This window comes from Rhodomicrobium udaipurense JA643 (assembly GCF_000636015.1).
GTDB lineage: Bacteria > Pseudomonadota > Alphaproteobacteria > Rhizobiales > Rhodomicrobiaceae > Rhodomicrobium > Rhodomicrobium udaipurense.
Map to the genome: position 1 here is coordinate 1 of NZ_JFZJ01000028.1, position 17,212 is coordinate 17,212.

Annotated in this window: 16 protein-coding genes; 4 read left to right on the forward strand and 12 right to left on the reverse strand. The window is 62.2% G+C overall.

Annotated features, from left to right (window positions below):
* Positions 1-229 precede the first annotated feature (229 nt).
* Positions 230-739 (forward strand): acetone carboxylase subunit gamma, encoded by a 510-nt coding sequence (locus tag T281_RS06315; RefSeq protein ID WP_037235938.1) that lies wholly within the window; start codon positions 230-232, stop codon positions 737-739.
* Here the strand turns inward: T281_RS06315 and T281_RS06320 are convergent.
* The 10 genes from T281_RS06320 to T281_RS06370 form a co-directional block, all read right to left on the reverse strand.
* Positions 688-1,362, reverse strand: coding sequence for a hypothetical protein (locus T281_RS06320; RefSeq protein WP_037235941.1), 675 nt, complete (start codon positions 1,360-1,362; stop codon positions 688-690). The genes T281_RS06315 and T281_RS06320 overlap by 52 nt on opposite strands.
* A 120-nt stretch (positions 1,363-1,482) precedes the next feature.
* On the reverse strand, positions 1,483-2,583 hold the full coding sequence (locus tag T281_RS06330; protein ID WP_052037171.1) for an acyltransferase family protein: 1,101 nt from the start codon (positions 2,581-2,583) through the stop codon (positions 1,483-1,485).
* 228 nt (positions 2,584-2,811) lie between these two features.
* Positions 2,812-3,912, reverse strand: coding sequence for a branched-chain amino acid ABC transporter substrate-binding protein (locus T281_RS06335; protein ID WP_037235948.1), 1,101 nt, complete (start codon positions 3,910-3,912; stop codon positions 2,812-2,814).
* A 51-nt stretch (positions 3,913-3,963) separates the two neighbouring features.
* Positions 3,964-4,371: a DUF6867 family protein gene (locus T281_RS06340; RefSeq protein WP_037235953.1), complete on the reverse strand. Its 408-nt coding sequence runs from the start codon at positions 4,369-4,371 to the stop codon at positions 3,964-3,966.
* Between the two features lie 42 nt (positions 4,372-4,413).
* Positions 4,414-5,145, reverse strand: a complete 732-nt coding sequence (locus T281_RS06345; RefSeq protein WP_037235956.1) for an ABC transporter ATP-binding protein — start codon at positions 5,143-5,145, stop codon at positions 4,414-4,416.
* The gene (locus T281_RS06350; RefSeq protein WP_037235958.1) at positions 5,142-6,068 is read right to left on the reverse strand and encodes an ABC transporter ATP-binding protein; all 927 of its coding nucleotides are present in this window, start codon (positions 6,066-6,068) and stop codon (positions 5,142-5,144) included. The genes T281_RS06345 and T281_RS06350 overlap by 4 nt, the downstream gene beginning before the upstream one ends.
* A complete protein-coding gene (livM, locus tag T281_RS06355; RefSeq protein WP_081796641.1) occupies positions 6,068-7,411 on the reverse strand; it encodes a high-affinity branched-chain amino acid ABC transporter permease LivM in 1,344 nt (447 codons plus the stop codon). The genes T281_RS06350 and livM overlap by 1 nt, the downstream gene beginning before the upstream one ends.
* Before the next feature lie 258 nt (positions 7,412-7,669).
* On the reverse strand, positions 7,670-8,584 hold the full coding sequence (locus T281_RS06360; RefSeq protein WP_013418504.1) for an ABC transporter permease subunit: 915 nt from the start codon (positions 8,582-8,584) through the stop codon (positions 7,670-7,672).
* Between the two features lie 146 nt (positions 8,585-8,730).
* The gene (locus T281_RS17510) at positions 8,731-9,108 is read right to left on the reverse strand and encodes an ArsR/SmtB family transcription factor (RefSeq protein ID WP_052037172.1); all 378 of its coding nucleotides are present in this window, start codon (positions 9,106-9,108) and stop codon (positions 8,731-8,733) included.
* A 121-nt stretch (positions 9,109-9,229) separates the two neighbouring features.
* The gene (locus T281_RS06370; RefSeq protein ID WP_037235960.1) at positions 9,230-10,579 is read right to left on the reverse strand and encodes a glutamate-1-semialdehyde 2,1-aminomutase; all 1,350 of its coding nucleotides are present in this window, start codon (positions 10,577-10,579) and stop codon (positions 9,230-9,232) included.
* Between the two features lie 398 nt (positions 10,580-10,977).
* Between T281_RS06370 and T281_RS06375 the strand changes: the two genes are divergently transcribed.
* The 3 genes from T281_RS06375 to T281_RS06385 are packed head-to-tail and all read left to right on the forward strand — an operon-like array spanning position 10,978 to position 14,562.
* A complete protein-coding gene (locus T281_RS06375) occupies positions 10,978-12,168 on the forward strand; it encodes a GumC family protein (RefSeq protein ID WP_037235961.1) in 1,191 nt (396 codons plus the stop codon).
* A complete protein-coding gene (locus T281_RS06380) occupies positions 12,161-13,462 on the forward strand; it encodes a lipopolysaccharide biosynthesis protein (protein ID WP_155955131.1) in 1,302 nt (433 codons plus the stop codon). The genes T281_RS06375 and T281_RS06380 overlap by 8 nt, the downstream gene beginning before the upstream one ends.
* A complete protein-coding gene (locus T281_RS06385) occupies positions 13,459-14,562 on the forward strand; it encodes an endo-1,4-beta-xylanase (protein WP_052037174.1) in 1,104 nt (367 codons plus the stop codon). Before T281_RS06380 ends, T281_RS06385 begins: the two co-directional genes overlap by 4 nt.
* Here T281_RS06385 and T281_RS06390 read toward each other — a convergent pair.
* Together T281_RS06390 and T281_RS19070 are read right to left on the reverse strand one after the other, a co-directional pair.
* Complete coding sequence (locus tag T281_RS06390) at positions 14,559-15,863, reverse strand: O-antigen ligase family protein (protein ID WP_037235965.1); 1,305 nt, start codon at positions 15,861-15,863, stop codon at positions 14,559-14,561. The genes T281_RS06385 and T281_RS06390 overlap by 4 nt on opposite strands.
* Entirely contained in the window at positions 15,860-17,023 is a 1,164-nt protein-coding gene (locus T281_RS19070; RefSeq protein WP_162173128.1) for a glycosyltransferase family 4 protein, read from the reverse strand. Before T281_RS19070 ends, T281_RS06390 begins: the two co-directional genes overlap by 4 nt.
* Positions 17,024-17,212 lie beyond the last annotated feature (189 nt).

Genomic DNA, 17,212 nt, shown 5'->3' on the forward strand with positions numbered 1-17,212 from the left:
CGCTTGGGCCGAAGTTCGAGAAAGACTTCCGGTCGTTCTGGGATCTGCCGGACAGCTGGCAGCTCACCGAAGACGAGCTCGACATCCCTCATTACGGCTCGAAATACTCGATGGACCTGTCGGAACTGCCGGATGTGAAGCTCGTCCAGTTCGTCGAGGAATAGAGGCCGAACGCGCGCCGGTGCCGCCCGCCGGCGCGTCCCCAACTTATAAAAATCGAGGAAACGCAATGTCTTACACACGCACCAAGATTGCCGATCTCATCGACGGCCGCATCGACCACGACACGCTGCACCAGATGCTTTCCATGCCGAAGGATGCGGAGCGCTTCGCCACCTATATCGACATCCTGCAGGAGCGCCTGCCGTGGAGGGATCGCATCATCCTGCCGCTCGGCCCGAAGCTCTACATCGTTCAGCGTCAGGACACGAAGGAGTGGATGACCCGCTGCGAATGCGGCCACGATTTTTGCGGCTGGAAGGAAAACTGGAAGCTGCACGCGCTCATCAATGTGCGCGACACGCCGCAGAAGCTTGAGCAGATCTATCCGCGCCTGATGGCCCCGACCCCGTCATGGCAGGTGCTGCGCGAGTATTTCTGCCCGGAGTGCGGGACGCTTCACGATGTCGAAGCGCCGACGCCATGGTATCCCGTCATCCACGATTTCGAGCCGGATATCGACACGTTCTACAAGGATTGGCTCGGAATGCCGGTGCCTGAGCGTGCTGGCGCGGCCTGACTATCGGAGATCGGCGGGCATCCTGCAATGCGAGGCGGCCTAGCGTGAACGTCGGTGGGAGTTGATGATCGTTCGGGGCCGCCCGCACCAACATTAAAGACTCTCCGCTTGGCGGGAGGGGGATAGTGCTCGTCTCCCGTGAGGGAGGTGATTTTTCCGCGCACCTCCACATCAATCTTGCCCTTGGGCGACAGGTAAACGATCACGCGGTCGATCAGCTCCCGCATAACTTCGCGTTCAGCTTCGACGTTTTCACCGGCTAGGCCGGTTGCCAATTTTTCGAGATGGGAGATGTAACGCTGAAGAGCCGCCGGATGCAGGTCGACGACATTCAGCGGCGCTGGTATTGCGGCAAAATCGGCTTGATGGCGATCCATCTCCGCTTGAAGAATTGCCAACTTGTCCCGCACGGTGGCGGTCGTGACTGAACCATCGGCGATGGCATCGACGATCCGATCGAAGCTACGCTTGGCAGCAGCAAGGCGCTTTTCAACGTCTTTCCGCGCCTTGGCCTCATCCGCCGCAAGGCGCTCGCGCTCGGCGCGATAGGCTAGAACGTACTCCCGGATCAGATCCGGTTCTCGGAGTGCATCGGCAAGTCCGTCATCCCTTTCAGCGCGCACACCCGCATCCCCTACGAATTGCGATGCGACCGATCGAGACGGGCTCTACAACGTCGTGCCGTAGACGCGGCGCGACACTGTACGTCTTTGTTGTCGAGAGTTCGACTCACGCAGGCTGATCTATGCGGCGACCTTCTCTCCCGCATAGGTTCGACTGAGCGCGGCCCTGATCGCCTTTTGCGCGGGCATTTCAAAATGCCGATGCGTGTAGAGAGCCGCTAGAACTATGGCGACGATAAACGCGAGCATGAACCAGGCGCTTGTCGTCATCGAGCGATCGAACACGCCCCAATCGAACGCGGTCAGAAGAGCGATCTGCACCGGCACATGCAGCAGATAGACGGGATAGGAGATGTCGCCGAGGCGCTTCAGCCATTCCGCCCGGTGGCTCAGCAGAAGGTCGAGGCAAACGAAAACCGTAACGGCGCTGACCGCGAAGGTCCATAGCAGGACTGTCTTGTTATCGCTCATCCTTGCCGTACAGATCGCCAGAACCGCGAGGGCGGCGACCAGCACCGGCGCGACGATCACGCGCCGGCGCATCCCCCGCCATTCTGCCAGCGTGTAAAGCGATGCGCCGGCGAAGAAGCACACAGCGCACTCGATAGCCACGTGCTTGAAGCCGAGGCCATACAGTCCGACGAAGAAGAAAGCCGCGAGAAAGCGCAAGAACCGTCGCCGCGTTAGAAACGGGATCAGTGCAAAGAACACGGCATAGATGAGAACTTCCACGGATACCGACCAGATCGGCCCGTTGAAAGACCAATCGTCCCGTTGAAACCAGTTGCTCGCCATGAACAGATGCAATAGGAAATGCTGGGCGTCGTTGTTCTCGTATATCTGGAAGTGCCCCGTCGACCGAATGCTGATCGCCTGAAGGGCGGCGACCGCCAGCAGCGTCGCGAAGTGTAGCGGATAGAGCCGCGCGAAGCGCCGGAGAAAGAAGTCGGCCGCTGTCATCTTTGGCGCGCGCAAGTAGATATGGGCGAATACGAACCCCGATATGATCCAGAAGATCTGAACGCCGATCCACCCGTAATTGTAGAACGGGTAAGCGATCGAATACAGAGGGAGCCCTTGGATCACGTCCGCGGACGGCATCTCGCCCGCTTTCGGCATGAAGAAATGCTGATAATGGAAAACGAGCACGGCGAGCGCCGCCAGGCCACGCAGCCCATCCACGAAAGCGAAGTGATGCGTCGGTGAAAATGCGGGCCGCATTGAGGTGCCTTCTCGCTGTGTCTCGCGTGAAGGTTGCGGAATGCCCGCCGCAATCCAAGATTGCGTAAACCCTATTTCAACAACTATATGGCGGTGGACCGCCCTTCTGCACGGGCGTCGCTCTTTCCTCCTGCCTCGCCCTCAAAAAAAAAGCGCTCCGCCGATGCGAAGCGCCGAAAGGTATGCTCCGCGGCGGCCCGTTCGACCGCCACGGAATGACTTGCAAGTCTACTGGATCTGCTCGTAGTTCTTCTTGCCCCAGCGGTAGAACACATAGGACGGCAGGTTCGGGTCGCCCTTCGCGTCGAACTTGAACTTGCCGAGCGCGGTGTCGAACTCAAGATCCTTCATCGCGACCACGACCTTGTCGCCTTCGATCGAGCCCGCCTTTTCGGCGGCCTGCGCCCAAGTCTGGACCGCCGCATAGGTGTAGACGACATAGCCTTCCGGGTTGATGCCCTTCTTTTCGAGCGCTTCCACCACTTCCTTGGCGGCGGGGTTCTTGCGCGGATCGGGCGAGAAGGTCATCATCGTGCCTTCCACGTCGTCGCCCGCGATCGAGCCGAGTTCAGTCGAGACGAGCGCATCGCCGCCGACAAGGATCGTCTTCATGCCCTGCGCGCGCATCTGGCGGATGATAAGTCCCGCTTCGGTGTGGTAGCCACCGAGATAGACGACGTCGACGCCGTTCTGCTTCAGCTTGGTGACGACGGCGGTGTAGTCCTTCTCGCCGGGCGTGATTGCCTCGTAGAAGACTTCCTGCTTGCCGGCCGCGTTCAGCGCCTTCTTGGTTTCGTCGGCGAGGCCCTGACCGTAAGCCGTCTTGTCGTGCAGGATCGCGATCTTCTTGTCGGCGAACTCCTTCGCGAGATAGGCACCCGCGACACCGCCCTGCTGGTCGTCACGACCGCACATGCGATAGGTGAAATCGCCGGGGCGCTCGTCGGTCAGCTTCGGGTTGGTGGAGCCGGGCGAGATCTGCACGATACCCTGTTCATTATAGACGCTCGAAGCGGGGATCGATGAACTCGAACAGAAGTGGCCCGCTACGAACGCCACGCCGGAGGACGAGAGTTGCTCCGCCACCGCACGCGCCTGCTTCGGGTCGCACTGGTCGTCGCCCATTTCGAGCTTGAGCTGCTTGCCGAGAACGCCGCCCTTCGCGTTGATGTCGGCAACGGCTGCCTCGCCGCCCGCCTTGAACTGGGCGCCGAAGGTCGCTTCCTTGCCGGTCATCGGCCCGGCGATCGCGATCGAGATGTCATCGGCCCAGGCCGGAGCGGCTGCTCCAAGACCGAGAAGCGTTAAACCTGCCAGAATTGCTCGCATTATGTCGTCCTCTCCAAGTGCTTTTTACTTATCGACTGCGGATGCGGAAGATCAGTCACGACGGGATTGCGGCGGGCTCTTGGCGTCGCGCAACGGTCGCCATGTCAGCGGGCTCGTTTCCACAGCGAGCCATCCATATTGCCGTAGCATTTGCACAGTGCGTTGCCGGGAAAACCCGATTGCCGCGAAAACGAGCAGTACAACTGCATCGACGAGATAGTAATGCAGCGATAGTAGCGAGCCTTGCGACTGACGCCAGCTTTCAAGCGTCGCACCCGCGAACAGTCCCCAATGCAGAAAGCGCACCGCCGCCGACAGCAGCATCACCTGAAGGACCGCCTGCCAGAACGGGTTCCAGCCGCGCGCCGCCGCCCGCCCGATCATGAAGGCCGCGCCACCGCCCGCGAACACAGTCACGAACAGGAACGCCCAAGGCGATGTTTCCCAGATCACGCCCATGAAGCGGCCCCCGGAGTTAGCAGGCGGTATTCCGGCGATCCCTCAAGCATGAACGCCCCCTTCGAGATAGGCGGCCTTGATGTCGTCGCGCGCGAGAAGCTCGGCGGCGGGCCCCGACATCGTGATCTGGCCGTTGACCATCACATAGCCGCGATGGGCAAGCTTCAGCGCGTGGAAGGCGTTCTGCTCGACGAGGAAGACGGTGAGACCCTGCGTGCGGTTCAGGTCGCGGATGACCGAAAAGATTTGCCGCACGATGAGCGGCGCGAGGCCGAGCGACGGCTCATCCAGAAGGAGGAGTTTCGGCCGCCCCATGAGCGCGCGGCCGATCGCGAGCATCTGCTGTTCGCCGCCCGAAAGCGTGCCGCCGCGCTGGCCCTGCCTGCGTTCGAGCACGGGAAACAGCCCGAAGACGGTCGCGAGATCTTCCTTGATCGAGGCATCATCGCCGGGGCCGAGCAGCGCGCCCATGAGCAGGTTCTCGTAAACCGTCATGCGAGGGAAGATGCGGCGGCCCTCCGGCGACTGCGCGATGGACAGGCGCATGATCTCATGCGTCGGCATGGCGGTGATGTCGCGGCCGTCGAACACGATGCGGCCGGAGCGCGCGCGCGGATCGCCGCAGACGGTGTTCATGAGCGTGGTCTTGCCCGCGCCGTTCGAGCCGATCATCGTGACGATCTCGCCCTCGAACACGTCGATATCCACGCCTTTCAGCGCGCGGATTGCCCCATAATAGGTCTCGACGCCGCGCACGGTGAGAAGCGGTTTCATAGCCCGACCTCCGCGCCAACGTCTTCCACTTCGTCGTCGGGCACGCCGAGATAGGCCGCGATCACGCGCGGATCGGCGCGGATTTCGTCAGGCGTGCCCTCGGCGATCTTCTTGCCGTAGTCGAGCACAGCGATACGGTCGGAAATCTGCATGACGACGCCCATGTCGTGCTCGATGAGAAGGATGGACAGCGCATGCTCCTCGCGGATCTTGAGAAGGAGCGCGTTCAACTCATGGCTTTCGCGCGGGTTGAGACCGGCGGCCGGCTCGTCGAGGCACAGAAGCACGGGATCGGTGCACATGGCGCGCGCGATTTCGAGCCGCCGTTGCGCGCCGTAGGGGAGGTCGCCCGCCGGGTCGTCGGCGCGATCGACGAGACCTATCTCGCGGAGCCAGTACGCGGCCTTGTCGATGGCTGCGGCTTCGGCGCGCTTGAAACTCGCAAGGCCGAGCAACCCGCCGATGGTGTAACCCGAGGCGGCGTTCAGCACCGTGTGCTGCGCGACGAGCAGGTTTTCGAGCAGCGTCATGCCCGCGAACAGGCGGATATTCTGGAATGTGCGCGCAACGCGGGCGAGCCGCGCGATTTCAAATCCCGGCATGCGTTCGAGGAGGAAGACCGCGCACGCGCCGTTCGCCTTCGTCCACTGTTTGCCCCGGAACGTCGCCGCGGGCAGCGCTTCAAACGCGGCTTCCGAGCCGTGAGCGAGTGCGATGCGCCCCTCGGTCGGCTTGTAGAAGCCGGTGATGCAGTTGAAGAAGGTGGTCTTGCCCGCGCCGTTCGGGCCGATGATGGCGGTGATGTCGCCGCGCCTGGCGGTGAAGGACAGCTTGTCGACGGCGACAAGGCCGCCGAAGCGCATGGTGAGGTTCTCCACGCGCAGGAGATCGTCGCGAGTTGCGTCGCTTACGCCGTCTGCCATCAGCCGCGCCCTTCCTTGACGAAGCTGCCCGATATGTTTTTCCTCGCGTTGAGGAAGGCCGATGGCGTGCGGCCGGACATGAGCCCGCGCGGACGCCAGATCATGACGAGCACCATGGAAAGCCCGAAAATCAGCATGCGGAAATCTTCGAGGTCGCGGAAGCGCTCGGCGCTGCCGATGAGGATCACGGCCGCGATCACGACGCCGAGCTGCGAGCCGAGGCCGCCCAGCACCACGATGGCGAGCACCAGAGCCGACTCCATGAAGGTGAAAGACTCGGGGCTGATGAAGCCCTGACGGGCGGCGAAGAACGAGCCCGCGAAGCCGCCGAACATGGCGCCGATGGCGAACGCGGTCAGCTTGGTCGTCACCGTGTTGATGCCGACCGACCGGCAGGCGATTTCGTCCTCGCGCAGTGCTTCCCAGGCGCGGCCGATGGGAAGGCGGCGCAGGCGCAACGTGATGAAGTTGGTGAGGAGCGCCAGCGCGAGGATGACGTAATAGAGGAACACCATGCGGTGCAGCGGGTCGAACTTCAGCCCGAACACGCTCGCGAATGTGCCGTCGCCGGTGCGCTCGAAGGGCAGGCCGAAGAAAGTGAGCTTCGGGATCCTGTTGATGCCGTTCGGTCCGCCCGTCAGGCTCTGCCAGTTCAACAGCACGATGCGGATGATCTCGCCGAAAGCCATCGTCACGATGGCGAGGTAGTCTCCGCGCAGGCGCAGCACAGGAAAGCCGAGCGTGATGCCCCAGAGCGCCGCGAAGAACCCCGCGAGCGGCAGGCAGACCCAGAACGACCAGCCGAATTGCGTCGAAATCAGCGCGTAGGTGTATGCGCCGACCGCGTAGAACGCGACGTAGCCGAGGTCGAGCAGCCCAGCGAGGCCGACGACGATATTCAAGCCCCAGCCGAGCATCACGTAAATCAGGATTTGCGTCGCCGTGTCGATGGCGTAGCGCTGCGATGGCCCCGCGGTCAGCATGGGCAGCGCGAGCGCGATCAGAAGCAGCGCAATGGGGAATTCGCGCCCGAAATCGGCGGTGAAGCGCCTAAGGATGCCTTGCCCGACCGCTTCATCCGGCGTTTGCCCGATGACGAGGCGCGCCGCCCGCACGATGCTCATGGCGGCAATTACGAGGAACGTGCTCTCGCATGCGAAGGTGATGAGGTCGGTTATTGCGCCGAGGGCAGGGTGGCCAGAACCCGCTCCCGCCACCAGCGACGCGCGGAAGCCCGGAATGCTGTAAAGCGCCAGCCCGAAGGTGACGCCGACCGCGCCCGCCACCTTCAAAACCGGCAGCGCCGACGGAATCAGCGAGGCGAATGTGCGTCCGTCCGTCATCCGTCGCCAGATAAAGACGTCCAGCAGGAGGCGGCCCACGGCGACGGCGGTGGCAAGCGCCAGCGCCTTGCCGAATTGCGGAATGAGAACCAGCACGCCGTTCACGGTGTCGGTGCGCAAGCCCACGATGGAGCCGAACAGCAAAAGCGCGATGACGAACGTGATGCCAGCGTCTTTCAGGACGTCGGCGGTGATGTGGCCCCGGGGAAGGGTTCGGGTGACGGGCGACGTTTCGGGCTGAAGCGTGTCCGTCATCGCCTAGACCTTCTCCACTTCGGGGCGGCCGAGAAGACCCGACGGCATGAAAATGAGCACGATGGCGAGGATCGAGAAGGCCGCCACGTCCTTGTATTGTGCGGTGAAGTAGCCCGCCCAGAACACTTCGATGAGACCGATGAGGAGGCCGCCCAGCATCGCGCCCGGCAGCGAACCGATCCCGCCGAGCACGGCGGCCGTGAATGCCTTGATGCCCGCCACGAAGCCCACGAAAAAGTCGATCACGCCGTAATAGGCGAGGAACATCAGCCCCGCGACGGCGGCGAGCGCAGCGCCGATCACGAAGGTGAGCGAGATCGTGCGATCCACATTCACGCCGCAGAGCGCCGCCATCTTGCGATCCTGCTCGCAGGCGCGCTGCGCGCGGCCAAGCGACGTGCTGTTGATGAGGTACGAAAAGGCCGCCATTACCACCACGGTCGTCACGATGATGAGGATCTGCATGTAGGACAGGCTTACCGCGAAGCCATTGCCCTCGGACAGGGTGAAGCCACCCCGGATGACGGGCGGCAGCGGCTTCGAGCGCGCGCCCTGCGTCAGCGCCACGAAGGTTTGCAGCGCTATCGACATGCCGATGGCCGTGATGAGCGGCGCGAGGCGGAAGGAGTTGCGCAAGGGGCGATAGGCGAGTCGCTCTATGGCCCAGCCCCAAAGCCCGGTGAGCGCCATGGCGATGACGAGCGCCAGAAGCAGCGCGAGGGGCACCGCCGTAACGCCAAGCGCGAACAGCGACAGGACGGCGATGAGCGCAATGAACGCGCCGATCATGAACACTTCGCCATGCGCGAAGTTGATCATGCCGACGATGCCATACACCATCGTATAGCCGATCGCGATGAGCCCGTAGATCGAGCCCAGCGTCAGACCGTTGATTAATTGTTGGGCGAAATAATCCATCGAGAGTTCCGCTCAGGTGCGGCCGGCTTTGTAAACCGGCACGAACCCACGATGTAGTCTATTCCGGGGGGCTGCGACAACAACTACCGGCGGTGGGTCATGGTCCAATATGCAGGATTCGGGCCGACCTGGAACCAAACCGCTTGTCAGGCGCGGCTATCGAGAGCCTCCGCCGCACTTCCGCACCGCGTCGAACCCGGCGACGCGGGCCGGTCGACGTCGAGAATGTCGAGGATCGCCCGCGCCCTCGCATTGCTGAGCGAATAAATGACGTGATGGCCCTGCCGCTCGGCCGCGACGATGCCGTCAAGGCGCAGCCGCGCGAGATGCTGCGAGGCGAGGCTTTGCCGCAAACTCAGGCGCTCGCAAAGATCCATTACCGTATGCGGGGCCTGATCGAGAAGGCGCAGGATCTGAAGCCGGTGCGGATTGGCAAGGGCGCGCAACATATTGGCCGCCTGCACTGGGCCGCGCCCCGCCGCGACATCCGTCCTTGCTCCGCCTGTCCTGTCGAGTTTTCCCATTCCGCGCCCCGTAAATCCTTAACTTTGTGCGTTCTGAAACTTTCTCATTGGATGATACGGGGTTTCGAACATCGCCGGTTTCAGATGTTTGCCAGAACGGTTCAAATAAACGAGAGGCATATCAGGCGCCCAAATCCTCGTCGAAAGCGCCGGGTACGTTGAAGCTTCGCTGCACGATTTGCGAAGGACGCCCATGGAGGTGCCTTTCGAAGCCGTCATCGAGCGCGCGGGCATAGACCGCAAGCGATGCATCCACTGCGTCAAGCGTCCGCGCGATATCGTTTGCGGTGTGCGAATAGCAGACGGCGAGCGAAGGACAGATAACGCCGCCGCGGACCATCTCTTGCAGGAAAAGCGAGCGGTATCCCTGCGAGGGCCTGCGGTCCCGGTCGAACGTGGCGAAGACGAGGCAGCTATCGCGGCCAACGACGGAGACATAGTCGCCGAGCCCGTGACGGCGGATCGCCTGTTCGAAGCCATCGCGGAGCGAAGCGCCAAGCCGGTGCAGCGTTTCGATGACCGGTTGTTGCTTGTAAGTCTCGATGGTGGCGATGGCTGCCGCGAGCGGCCCGGTCTCCCCACCGTGGGTCGTGGAAAGCAGGAAGACGCGCGGCTTGTCGTAGTGGTGAAAGCCGCCGAGCCGCATGAATTCGCGTTTGCCGCACAGCGCCGACACGGAAAAGCCGTTGCCGAGCGCCTTGCCGAAAGTGCTCAGGTCGGGCTCTATGTCGTAATGCGCCTGCCCGCCGCCATTTGCCCACCTGAATCCCGTTATCATTTCATCGAGAACGAACAGCGCGCCATTGCGATGGCAGAGTTCCTTCAGCCGATGGAGGAAGTCGTCCTTCGGATCTGCGCCGCGCGACGGTTCGAGGATGATAGCCGCGATCTTGCCGGGATAGCGGTCGAAAAGCGCCGCCGCGCCGTCCAGGTCGTCATAGCGGAACGTCAGCGTCAGGTCTTTCGTCGCCTGCGGCACGCCCGCGCCCATCAGCGTCGTGCCCATAAACCAGTCATCCACCGAAAAGAACGGGTGATCCGAGCAACAGGCGACGTAATCGCGCCCGGTGTAGGCCCGCGCAAGCTTCATCGCGCCGGAGGTGGCGTCGGAACCGTCCTTGCAGAATTTCACCATGTCCGCGCCGATGAGGCTCAGCAACTGCTCGGCGCACTCGACTTCGATCGGGCTCGGCCGCGTGAAATTGCACCCGTTCGCGATCTCTTTTTGCACAGCCTCAACGACGGCGGGAAAGGCATGCCCGAGCGTTACGGCTCGATTGCCCATGCCATATTCGATGAACTCGTTGCCGTCGACGTCCCACACGTGAGCGCCACGGCCGCGCGCAATGAAGCCCGGCGCAAGGACAGGATATTGATCGAGGCCCTTCGCATAGGTGTGGCATCCTGCGGGAATGAGTTGCAGAGCTTTCGTCTGGAGCGCCTTCGATCTGGAAAAAGACTGAGCCGTCATATCCTGCCTATTCCGCTGGTATCTGGTGCTAAAGAACGTTTGTGTATAAATATAAATTAAAATTCTGCGAACATATTAACGATACCATTTTCATTGCAGAGGTTAACTATAAGCATGCGGTTGATGATATCAGATCCTAATCATTGGAACGCAATGGAATGAGTGACAGTGATATGCAAATCGTTTTATTTTATTTGGTTAAATGACTTATCTCATATCCGTTGACTTGCAGTCGCTTGTGATTTGTGCCTACAAGTGGGCCTGCGCATACATCTGGTTTGGCCAAGTTGTACGCGAAATTCGATAGATGGCTGTGTAGCGGCAAGACTCGACTGCGGCTTCAATGCCGGATCGGGGAGCGATTTTGCTAGAGGCCGCGTTAATTTTTGAGTTCTCCGATGCATGACGTTGTCGCCCCGTCCGACGATCGCGAGATCGATTTCCGGAAAATTCTGGCCGCGCTTTTCGCTAACGTGCGTCTCGTCCTCGCTGCGGCGGGGACAGGCGTTGTGCTCGCCGTGCTTCTCATCGTCGTCTCGAACCCGGTCTACAAGGCGACGGCGAAAGTCCTCATCGACACACGGCAACAAAACATCCTTTCGAGCGAGGAGCTGGTCAAGAGCGCCATCTTCGACACGTCAGCAATAGACACGCAGGTTGAACTTCTCACATCGGGAAGCGTGGCGCGCCGGGCGCTGGCCGAACTCTCGGACAAATCGTCAGCTGGCGCAGTGAAGCGGGAAACCTTCACGGATAAGGAAATTCGCGCCTTTCTGGCCAATCTTTCGGTCGCGCGAAAAGGGCTGACCTACGTTCTCGACGTGACCTTCTCGGCACGCAACGCCGCAGAGGCAGCCAACGCCGCCAATGTCATCGTGAAGGCCTATATCGATGAAGCTGCGAGCGCCGACATGAACGCCGCGCAAAAAGCCAACGCCTGGCTGCAAGGCCGGATCAAGAATCTCGAACCCGAGGTGATCAAGCTCGAAAAGCTGATCCAGGATTACAAGGGCGTGAACGGACTGGTCAGCCTTGGCGAGCAGACCGTCGAGGAGCGAAATCTCGTTGAGTACATCGGCCAGCTCGGCCTCGCGAGAGCCGCGCTCGCCGAGGCGCAGGCGAAGCGCGACCTCGACCAGTCGAAAAGCGCCATGTCGCTCCAGTCGCAGGACGCCTATTCGATCGCGCGAACGAAAGTCACCCTGATGGAGCGTGGCCTCGAAACGCTGCGCGCCGAGGTTGTCAGCCGGCGGGAGAAAGAACTCCAGCTTCAGGAAATGGAGCGCGAATCGACCGCCGCGAAAGAGCTTTATGCCTCGCTCCTGAAGCGGCAGCGCGAGATCGAGGCGCAGGAGAGCCGCAGCGCCGCCTATGCCCGCGTGGTGCAGGAGGCGCTTCCCCCTGCGTGGCCGTCGTGGCCACCGAAAGCGCTGCTTCTTCTCGCGGGCGCGTTCATCGGTTTCGTAGCGGGCGTGCTCATCGTGGTGGCAAGGCTCGTTGCGCGGTTCAGAGGGATTACGCTGCGGTCGCTTCGTCTCTCTCTCGACGGCGGCACCCCTCATGCCCGCCCTTCGGGACGCGATGCGTAAGTCAATATTTTACTCCGTCATCGATCAGGCCGCGCTCAGCGCCTTCAACTTCGCGCTTGCCTTCGCGCTCATCCGTATCTGGAGCGACAATCCTGAGGTTTTCGGAGTCTATTCGATGGTATTCGCGGGCGCGCTCGCGCTGACGTCGGTGCAGAACGCGCTGATAAACGCCCAGTTCACCATCCTCCGCCCCAAGGCGACGAGCGACAACGACGAAGCCACTCTTCTTTCGATGTTCTGGACGGTGAACGTCGCGGTCGTGCTCGGCGCGATGAGCCTGATGTTTGCCGCGATCCTCGCCACGGGCGGCCACCTCGCGCTGGCCGCGTCGGCTGCTGTCTATGTCAGCGCAACGCTTCTGCGCGAATATACCCGCAGCCATCATTTCTCCAACATGAACGTACGAGCCGTGCTGGCCCTCGACGGTGTTTCGCTCGCGACAAGTATCGTTCTCCTCGCGGTCGCCTATGCGTTCGGGCCGCCGCTAGACCTGCCGATCCTGTTCGCGATTTTGGCAACGGGGCTGCTCATTGCTTCCGCGCTCGCGGCCGTCACTCAGCGCCAGCATTATCGCATCCTCTGCGACAGGAAGACCGCAGCCTTCTATCGCGATGTCTGGCGAAGGCATTCCTTCTGGGCGCTGATGGGCGTAATCACATCGGAATTTCAGCAGCGCGGCTACGTTTTCGTGGTGGCGGCGGCATTCGGTGCGGGAAGCGTGGCGCTGATTCAGGCGGCCGCCTTGCTGTTCCGTCCGATCCAGCTCGTGACGCACGCCTGGGGCAAGCTCGCCCGCGCGGTTCTCGCCGAGCATCTGGCCAACGGAGATGTCGCCCGCGCCCGCGCCTTCACGCTCGCAAGCTTCGCGGTGCTTGGCGGCCTTTTTCTCGCTTTCTCTGCGGCGCTGGCGCTCGGCTGGCCCTTCATTAGCGAAAGCCTCTTTCGAGGGCGCTACACCGACCTCGGCGGGATCGTCGTACTTTGGGGGATCGCGGCGGGCGTCATCATGGCGACGGGCATTTTCAGTCTCGAAGTGCAGACGCTCATGCGATTCAAGGCACTGAGTTTCGGCGCGGCGCTGGGCGCGCTCGTCTGCGCGCTGGTGCTGGCCCTCGTGGTGGTCCTCGGCGATTTCCGCGCATCGGTTCTTGCCGTGATCGCGGGCCAATTGGCGTTCTTCGCCGTGGTGCTGCGCCTCCTGCCGAAAACCGGCTCTGCGGCGGCGGTTCCGTCGGAAACCGCCCGTGACGCATCCATTCCCGCGCCTGTCGAAAAGGATGTGGCCACACCATGAGGTTAACCCGCCGCGAAATCCTCCGTCTTGTCGCGCTCGGGGCCTTGAGCACCGCGCTCGATAGCGCAAGCGCCGAGGAGCAAAAGCCGAATTTGAGGCAGCTTGGTGCGGATAAAAGGCTCGCGATCGGCTCCGCGTTCTCGACGAACGAACTCAATCCCGATGACGAGAGCCTCTTCCGGCACGAACTTTCGCGGATCACGCCCGAAAACGAGCTGAAGATGACCGCTATCAGGCCGACGCGCGAGACATTCGACTTCGCACGCGCCGATGCAATCGCCGATTTCGCCCGACGCGGCTGTCTGGAAATGCGCGGCCATGCGCTCATCTGGAATAACGACCGACAGCCGAGTTGGCTTGCTACGCTCTCTGATGCAGAGATGCGCTCGGCCATCGAGGAGCACATCGAACGCACCATGGGGCGCTATGAGGGCATCGAGGTTTGGGATGTGATCAACGAGCCGGTCGGCACCGTGGCGTTCGGGCCTTACATGCTGCGCGATGGCCCGTTCGTTCAGCGCCTCGGGCCGGACTACATCGCGTTCACCTTTCGCGCCGCCCGCGCCGTGGCACCAGCAGCGAAGCTCGTTCTGAACGAAACGCACACCGAGCGCGACGACCGCTTCGGCCGGAACTATCGCAGACGCCTCCTTCATGTGATTGACTGGCTTCAGGATACCGGCGTGCCGCTCGACGGAATCGGGCTGCAAGGCCATCTCCAACCCGACAAGCCCTTCGATCCGGACGGTTTCGGCGCATTCCTCGACGAGATCGCGCGGCGGAAGCTTTTCATCGAGATCACCGAACTTGACGTCAACGACGCGAGCTTTCCCGACGACATCGCTGCGCGCGATCAGGCCGTCGCCGCAACATATCGGCGCTTCCTTCGCACCGCGCTGGCAAATCCGGCGGTGAGGAGCCTCAGCTTCTGGCAACTCGGCGACGGTGCAAGCTGGTATTTCGCGCAGTCGGTGGACGAGAACCCGTCAGGCCACCGCCGCCCGCGTCCGCTGCTTTACGACGCCGACATGCGGCCGAAACTCGCTTTCGACGCGGTGGCGGATGAATTGCGGCGAATGCCCGAGCGCCCCCGCGGCTAACCGCCCGACGGTTCCTCGGGAACGCGCGAGGCAAGGCGCCGCGCCGTCATGAAACAAAGGGCAACCGTGATGATCCACGGCATGGCGAGGCCACGCGCGAGCGACGATTCCGTGACGTTGTGCACCAGCAGGAAAATCAGCAGCGAAACGGCGAACAGGAAGAAAGCCCTGTCGCTGACCCGCAGGCGGTCGATAGCAAGGAGGACTTGCCACAGGAACGCGAGCATGAGCGTGAGCCCCGCCGCGCCGACGGTCAGCGCAAGGTCGAGATATCCATTATGCGACTGCGTCAGCAGATGGATGAAGGACGGGCTCGCCTGAAGGTTCGGCGCATCGAAGCCTACGCCCCAGAACGACCCGTAGCCGAAGCCGAGAAGCCATCGCGTCTGCCACTGATCGACGGAAAACGCCCAGATTTCGTCCCTCCCGGTGAAGGAAGCGTCCGGCAGTATCGTCCCGAGCGCTTCGGCCACGGTCATGTCGAGCACGACGGTCACGATAAGGAGCAGACACGCCACAAGCGCGCCTCCGAGCGCAAGGATCACGGGCATCTTGAGCCGTGTCTCCCTTGTCGCGAGGAGGATCAGCCAGGCGGCGGCGGGCGCGGCGAAGACGAGCGCGGCAGCGGTCTTGTTTCCCGACAGGATGAGCAGCCCGACCCACGCCGCAAGATAGGCCGCGTTCATGGCGCGCGCGAACGATCCGGAAAGCCGCGTCCGCCACATCGCCCCGATGAAAAGCCCCGTCACGGCGATTACACCGAGGAAGTTCTTGTCGCCGGATAGCCCGCGAAAAAGGCCGCGATAATCGAACGAAAATGGAAAGGCCATGCTTGCGAGATTGGCAACCAACGTGATCGCGAAGGCGAGATAGGCGACGCGGAGAATTTCATCCTCCGACCGGCAATAGGCGGTGGCTCCTGCCGCACAGTAAACGCCGATGATGAGCAGGAGAGTGCGGCGAAACGAGATGTCGGGATGCGTCGCCCACAACGCCGAGATGAGGCAGAACGCGAGGAAAACCGGCAGGATCGAAAGGGGTGGCAGGAGGCGAAGCAGCCGCTCCGGCCCCTGCAACAGGATGACAAGCGTCACCAGACCCGCGATCGTCAGCCAGAACAGCTGATTGGCGATGTCGCTGGTGGCCGTCGAGACGGCGAAGGCGCCTTTCTGCAAATCCGTGAAATCCACCGGCGAGAGGTCGGGCGGAAGCATCTCGGCGACCCGAAGCAGGATGACGAGCCACAGGAACGCGGGTAGCCACGCAAGGGGCACCTTCGCGCGCGCGGTCGCTTCCGTCATGGCTTGCGAGCCCCGGTGACACGGAGACAGTCTCGGTACGCGGCTAGCGTGCGGGCGGAAATGCTCTCCGGATCGTAGGTGTCGAGCGGGGCGGTCGCGCCCCGGCCGGGGCGTTCCGCGCGCGCGACGTTCAGGGTCTCGCGCAAGCCCTCCGCCGTGAGCGGCTGCGGCAACGGCACGAACCAGCGGCGGCCAAGCTCTTCGGAGAGCGCCTTGAGCGAGCCGAGTTGGGGCGCGAACACCGGCACGTCGTAGGACAGGGAAAGAAGCACACTGCCTGAGTTCAGGATCTGTTTGAAGTTGAACGCGCCGAGATCCGCAGCGGAATATATCACCGCCACCTCGTCGTCGGAAAGGCGATGCGGGCGCACGATCACGCGCCCCGCGCTTCCGCTGGCGAGACCGGCGAGCGCCGAGAGATAGGCGGCATCGTCGCATGCTCCCGCGATCAGGAGCCGTTCGTCGTTCCGCGCGATACGCAGGAAAGCTTGCGCCAGTTCTAGGATGCCCTTGCTTGGCCGGATCGACCCCACCTCAGCGAGGATGAAATCGGTCGGCGCGACCCCGAGGTCGTCACGCGCGCGGGCTGTGTCGATGCGCGGGGGATAAGCAGTGCGATAGTGCGGGTGCGGAATGACGATCCTTTTGGCGTGCGCGAGTTGGGGATACGCATCGAGACAGCGCCGCTCGGCTTCGGCGGTCAGGTTGATGACAAGATCGACCTTCGCCAAGAAAGCGGCCATGTAGGCCCGCCAGATGCGTTCGCGGCTGTCGTCAAGCGGCTCGTGCGGCGCGATGTTGTGCGCCGTCCAGACGACGATACCGCCGCGCGCTCTCACCCGGTCCATCTGCCGCAACATGCGCGTCGCATAGAGTCGCGACAGAACGGGATGAATGCGGGAGATGCGCCCCCAGAAGATGCGTTCGGGCCAGTGGATGTGAAGAACGTCCGTATCGGCAGCGCACGCGCGATAGAAGGAAAACTCCGCGACGGTGCAGCCTTGGCTCGTCATGGGCTCATGGATCAGCCACGTATAGGGATTGATCGCTCGGTCGGCGAGGCCGGGGCAGGCGACGATGCGCAGCGCGCGGACGCAATCCCGTTTGACACGGTGCGGCGGCGGGGGCAACTCGAAAGCAGAATCAGGAGTCAGTGACACGATTTCTCAAATATACCGAATGAAAGTTCCCTGAATCCTAGCATTCTAATTCGCGCGGATCACATCGTTTATTGATTTCTGTTAAATATTTAAAATTGGACGATTAACCACGCCTCCGATACATCAGTCAGAGTCGGGTTGCGGTCGTTGCGATGCTCTTTGGCTTTGTCTAAACCAGGACGAAGACGG

Bases quoted from the DNA above. Each gene is read 5' to 3' on its own strand.
- T281_RS06315 (WP_037235938.1), top strand. From the start codon at position 230: ATGTCTTACACACGCACCAAGATTGCCGATCTCATCGACGGCCGCATC.
- T281_RS06330 (WP_052037171.1), bottom strand. From the start codon at position 2,583: ATGCGGCCCGCATTTTCACCGACGCATCACTTCGCTTTCGTGGATGGG.
- T281_RS06335 (WP_037235948.1), bottom strand. From the start codon at position 3,912: ATGCGAGCAATTCTGGCAGGTTTAACGCTTCTCGGTCTTGGAGCAGCC.
- T281_RS06340 (WP_037235953.1), bottom strand. From the start codon at position 4,371: ATGGGCGTGATCTGGGAAACATCGCCTTGGGCGTTCCTGTTCGTGACT.
- T281_RS06345 (WP_037235956.1), bottom strand. From the start codon at position 5,145: ATGAAACCGCTTCTCACCGTGCGCGGCGTCGAGACCTATTATGGGGCA.
- T281_RS06350 (WP_037235958.1), bottom strand. From the start codon at position 6,068: ATGGCAGACGGCGTAAGCGACGCAACTCGCGACGATCTCCTGCGCGTG.
- livM (WP_081796641.1), bottom strand. From the start codon at position 7,411: ATGACGGACGGACGCACATTCGCCTCGCTGATTCCGTCGGCGCTGCCG.
- T281_RS06360 (WP_013418504.1), bottom strand. From the start codon at position 8,584: ATGGATTATTTCGCCCAACAATTAATCAACGGTCTGACGCTGGGCTCG.
- T281_RS17510 (WP_052037172.1), bottom strand. From the start codon at position 9,108: ATGGGAAAACTCGACAGGACAGGCGGAGCAAGGACGGATGTCGCGGCG.
- T281_RS06370 (WP_037235960.1), bottom strand. From the start codon at position 10,579: ATGACGGCTCAGTCTTTTTCCAGATCGAAGGCGCTCCAGACGAAAGCT.
- T281_RS06375 (WP_037235961.1), top strand. From the start codon at position 10,978: ATGCATGACGTTGTCGCCCCGTCCGACGATCGCGAGATCGATTTCCGG.
- T281_RS06380 (WP_155955131.1), top strand. From the start codon at position 12,161: ATGCGTAAGTCAATATTTTACTCCGTCATCGATCAGGCCGCGCTCAGC.
- T281_RS06385 (WP_052037174.1), top strand. From the start codon at position 13,459: ATGAGGTTAACCCGCCGCGAAATCCTCCGTCTTGTCGCGCTCGGGGCC.
- T281_RS06390 (WP_037235965.1), bottom strand. From the start codon at position 15,863: ATGACGGAAGCGACCGCGCGCGCGAAGGTGCCCCTTGCGTGGCTACCC.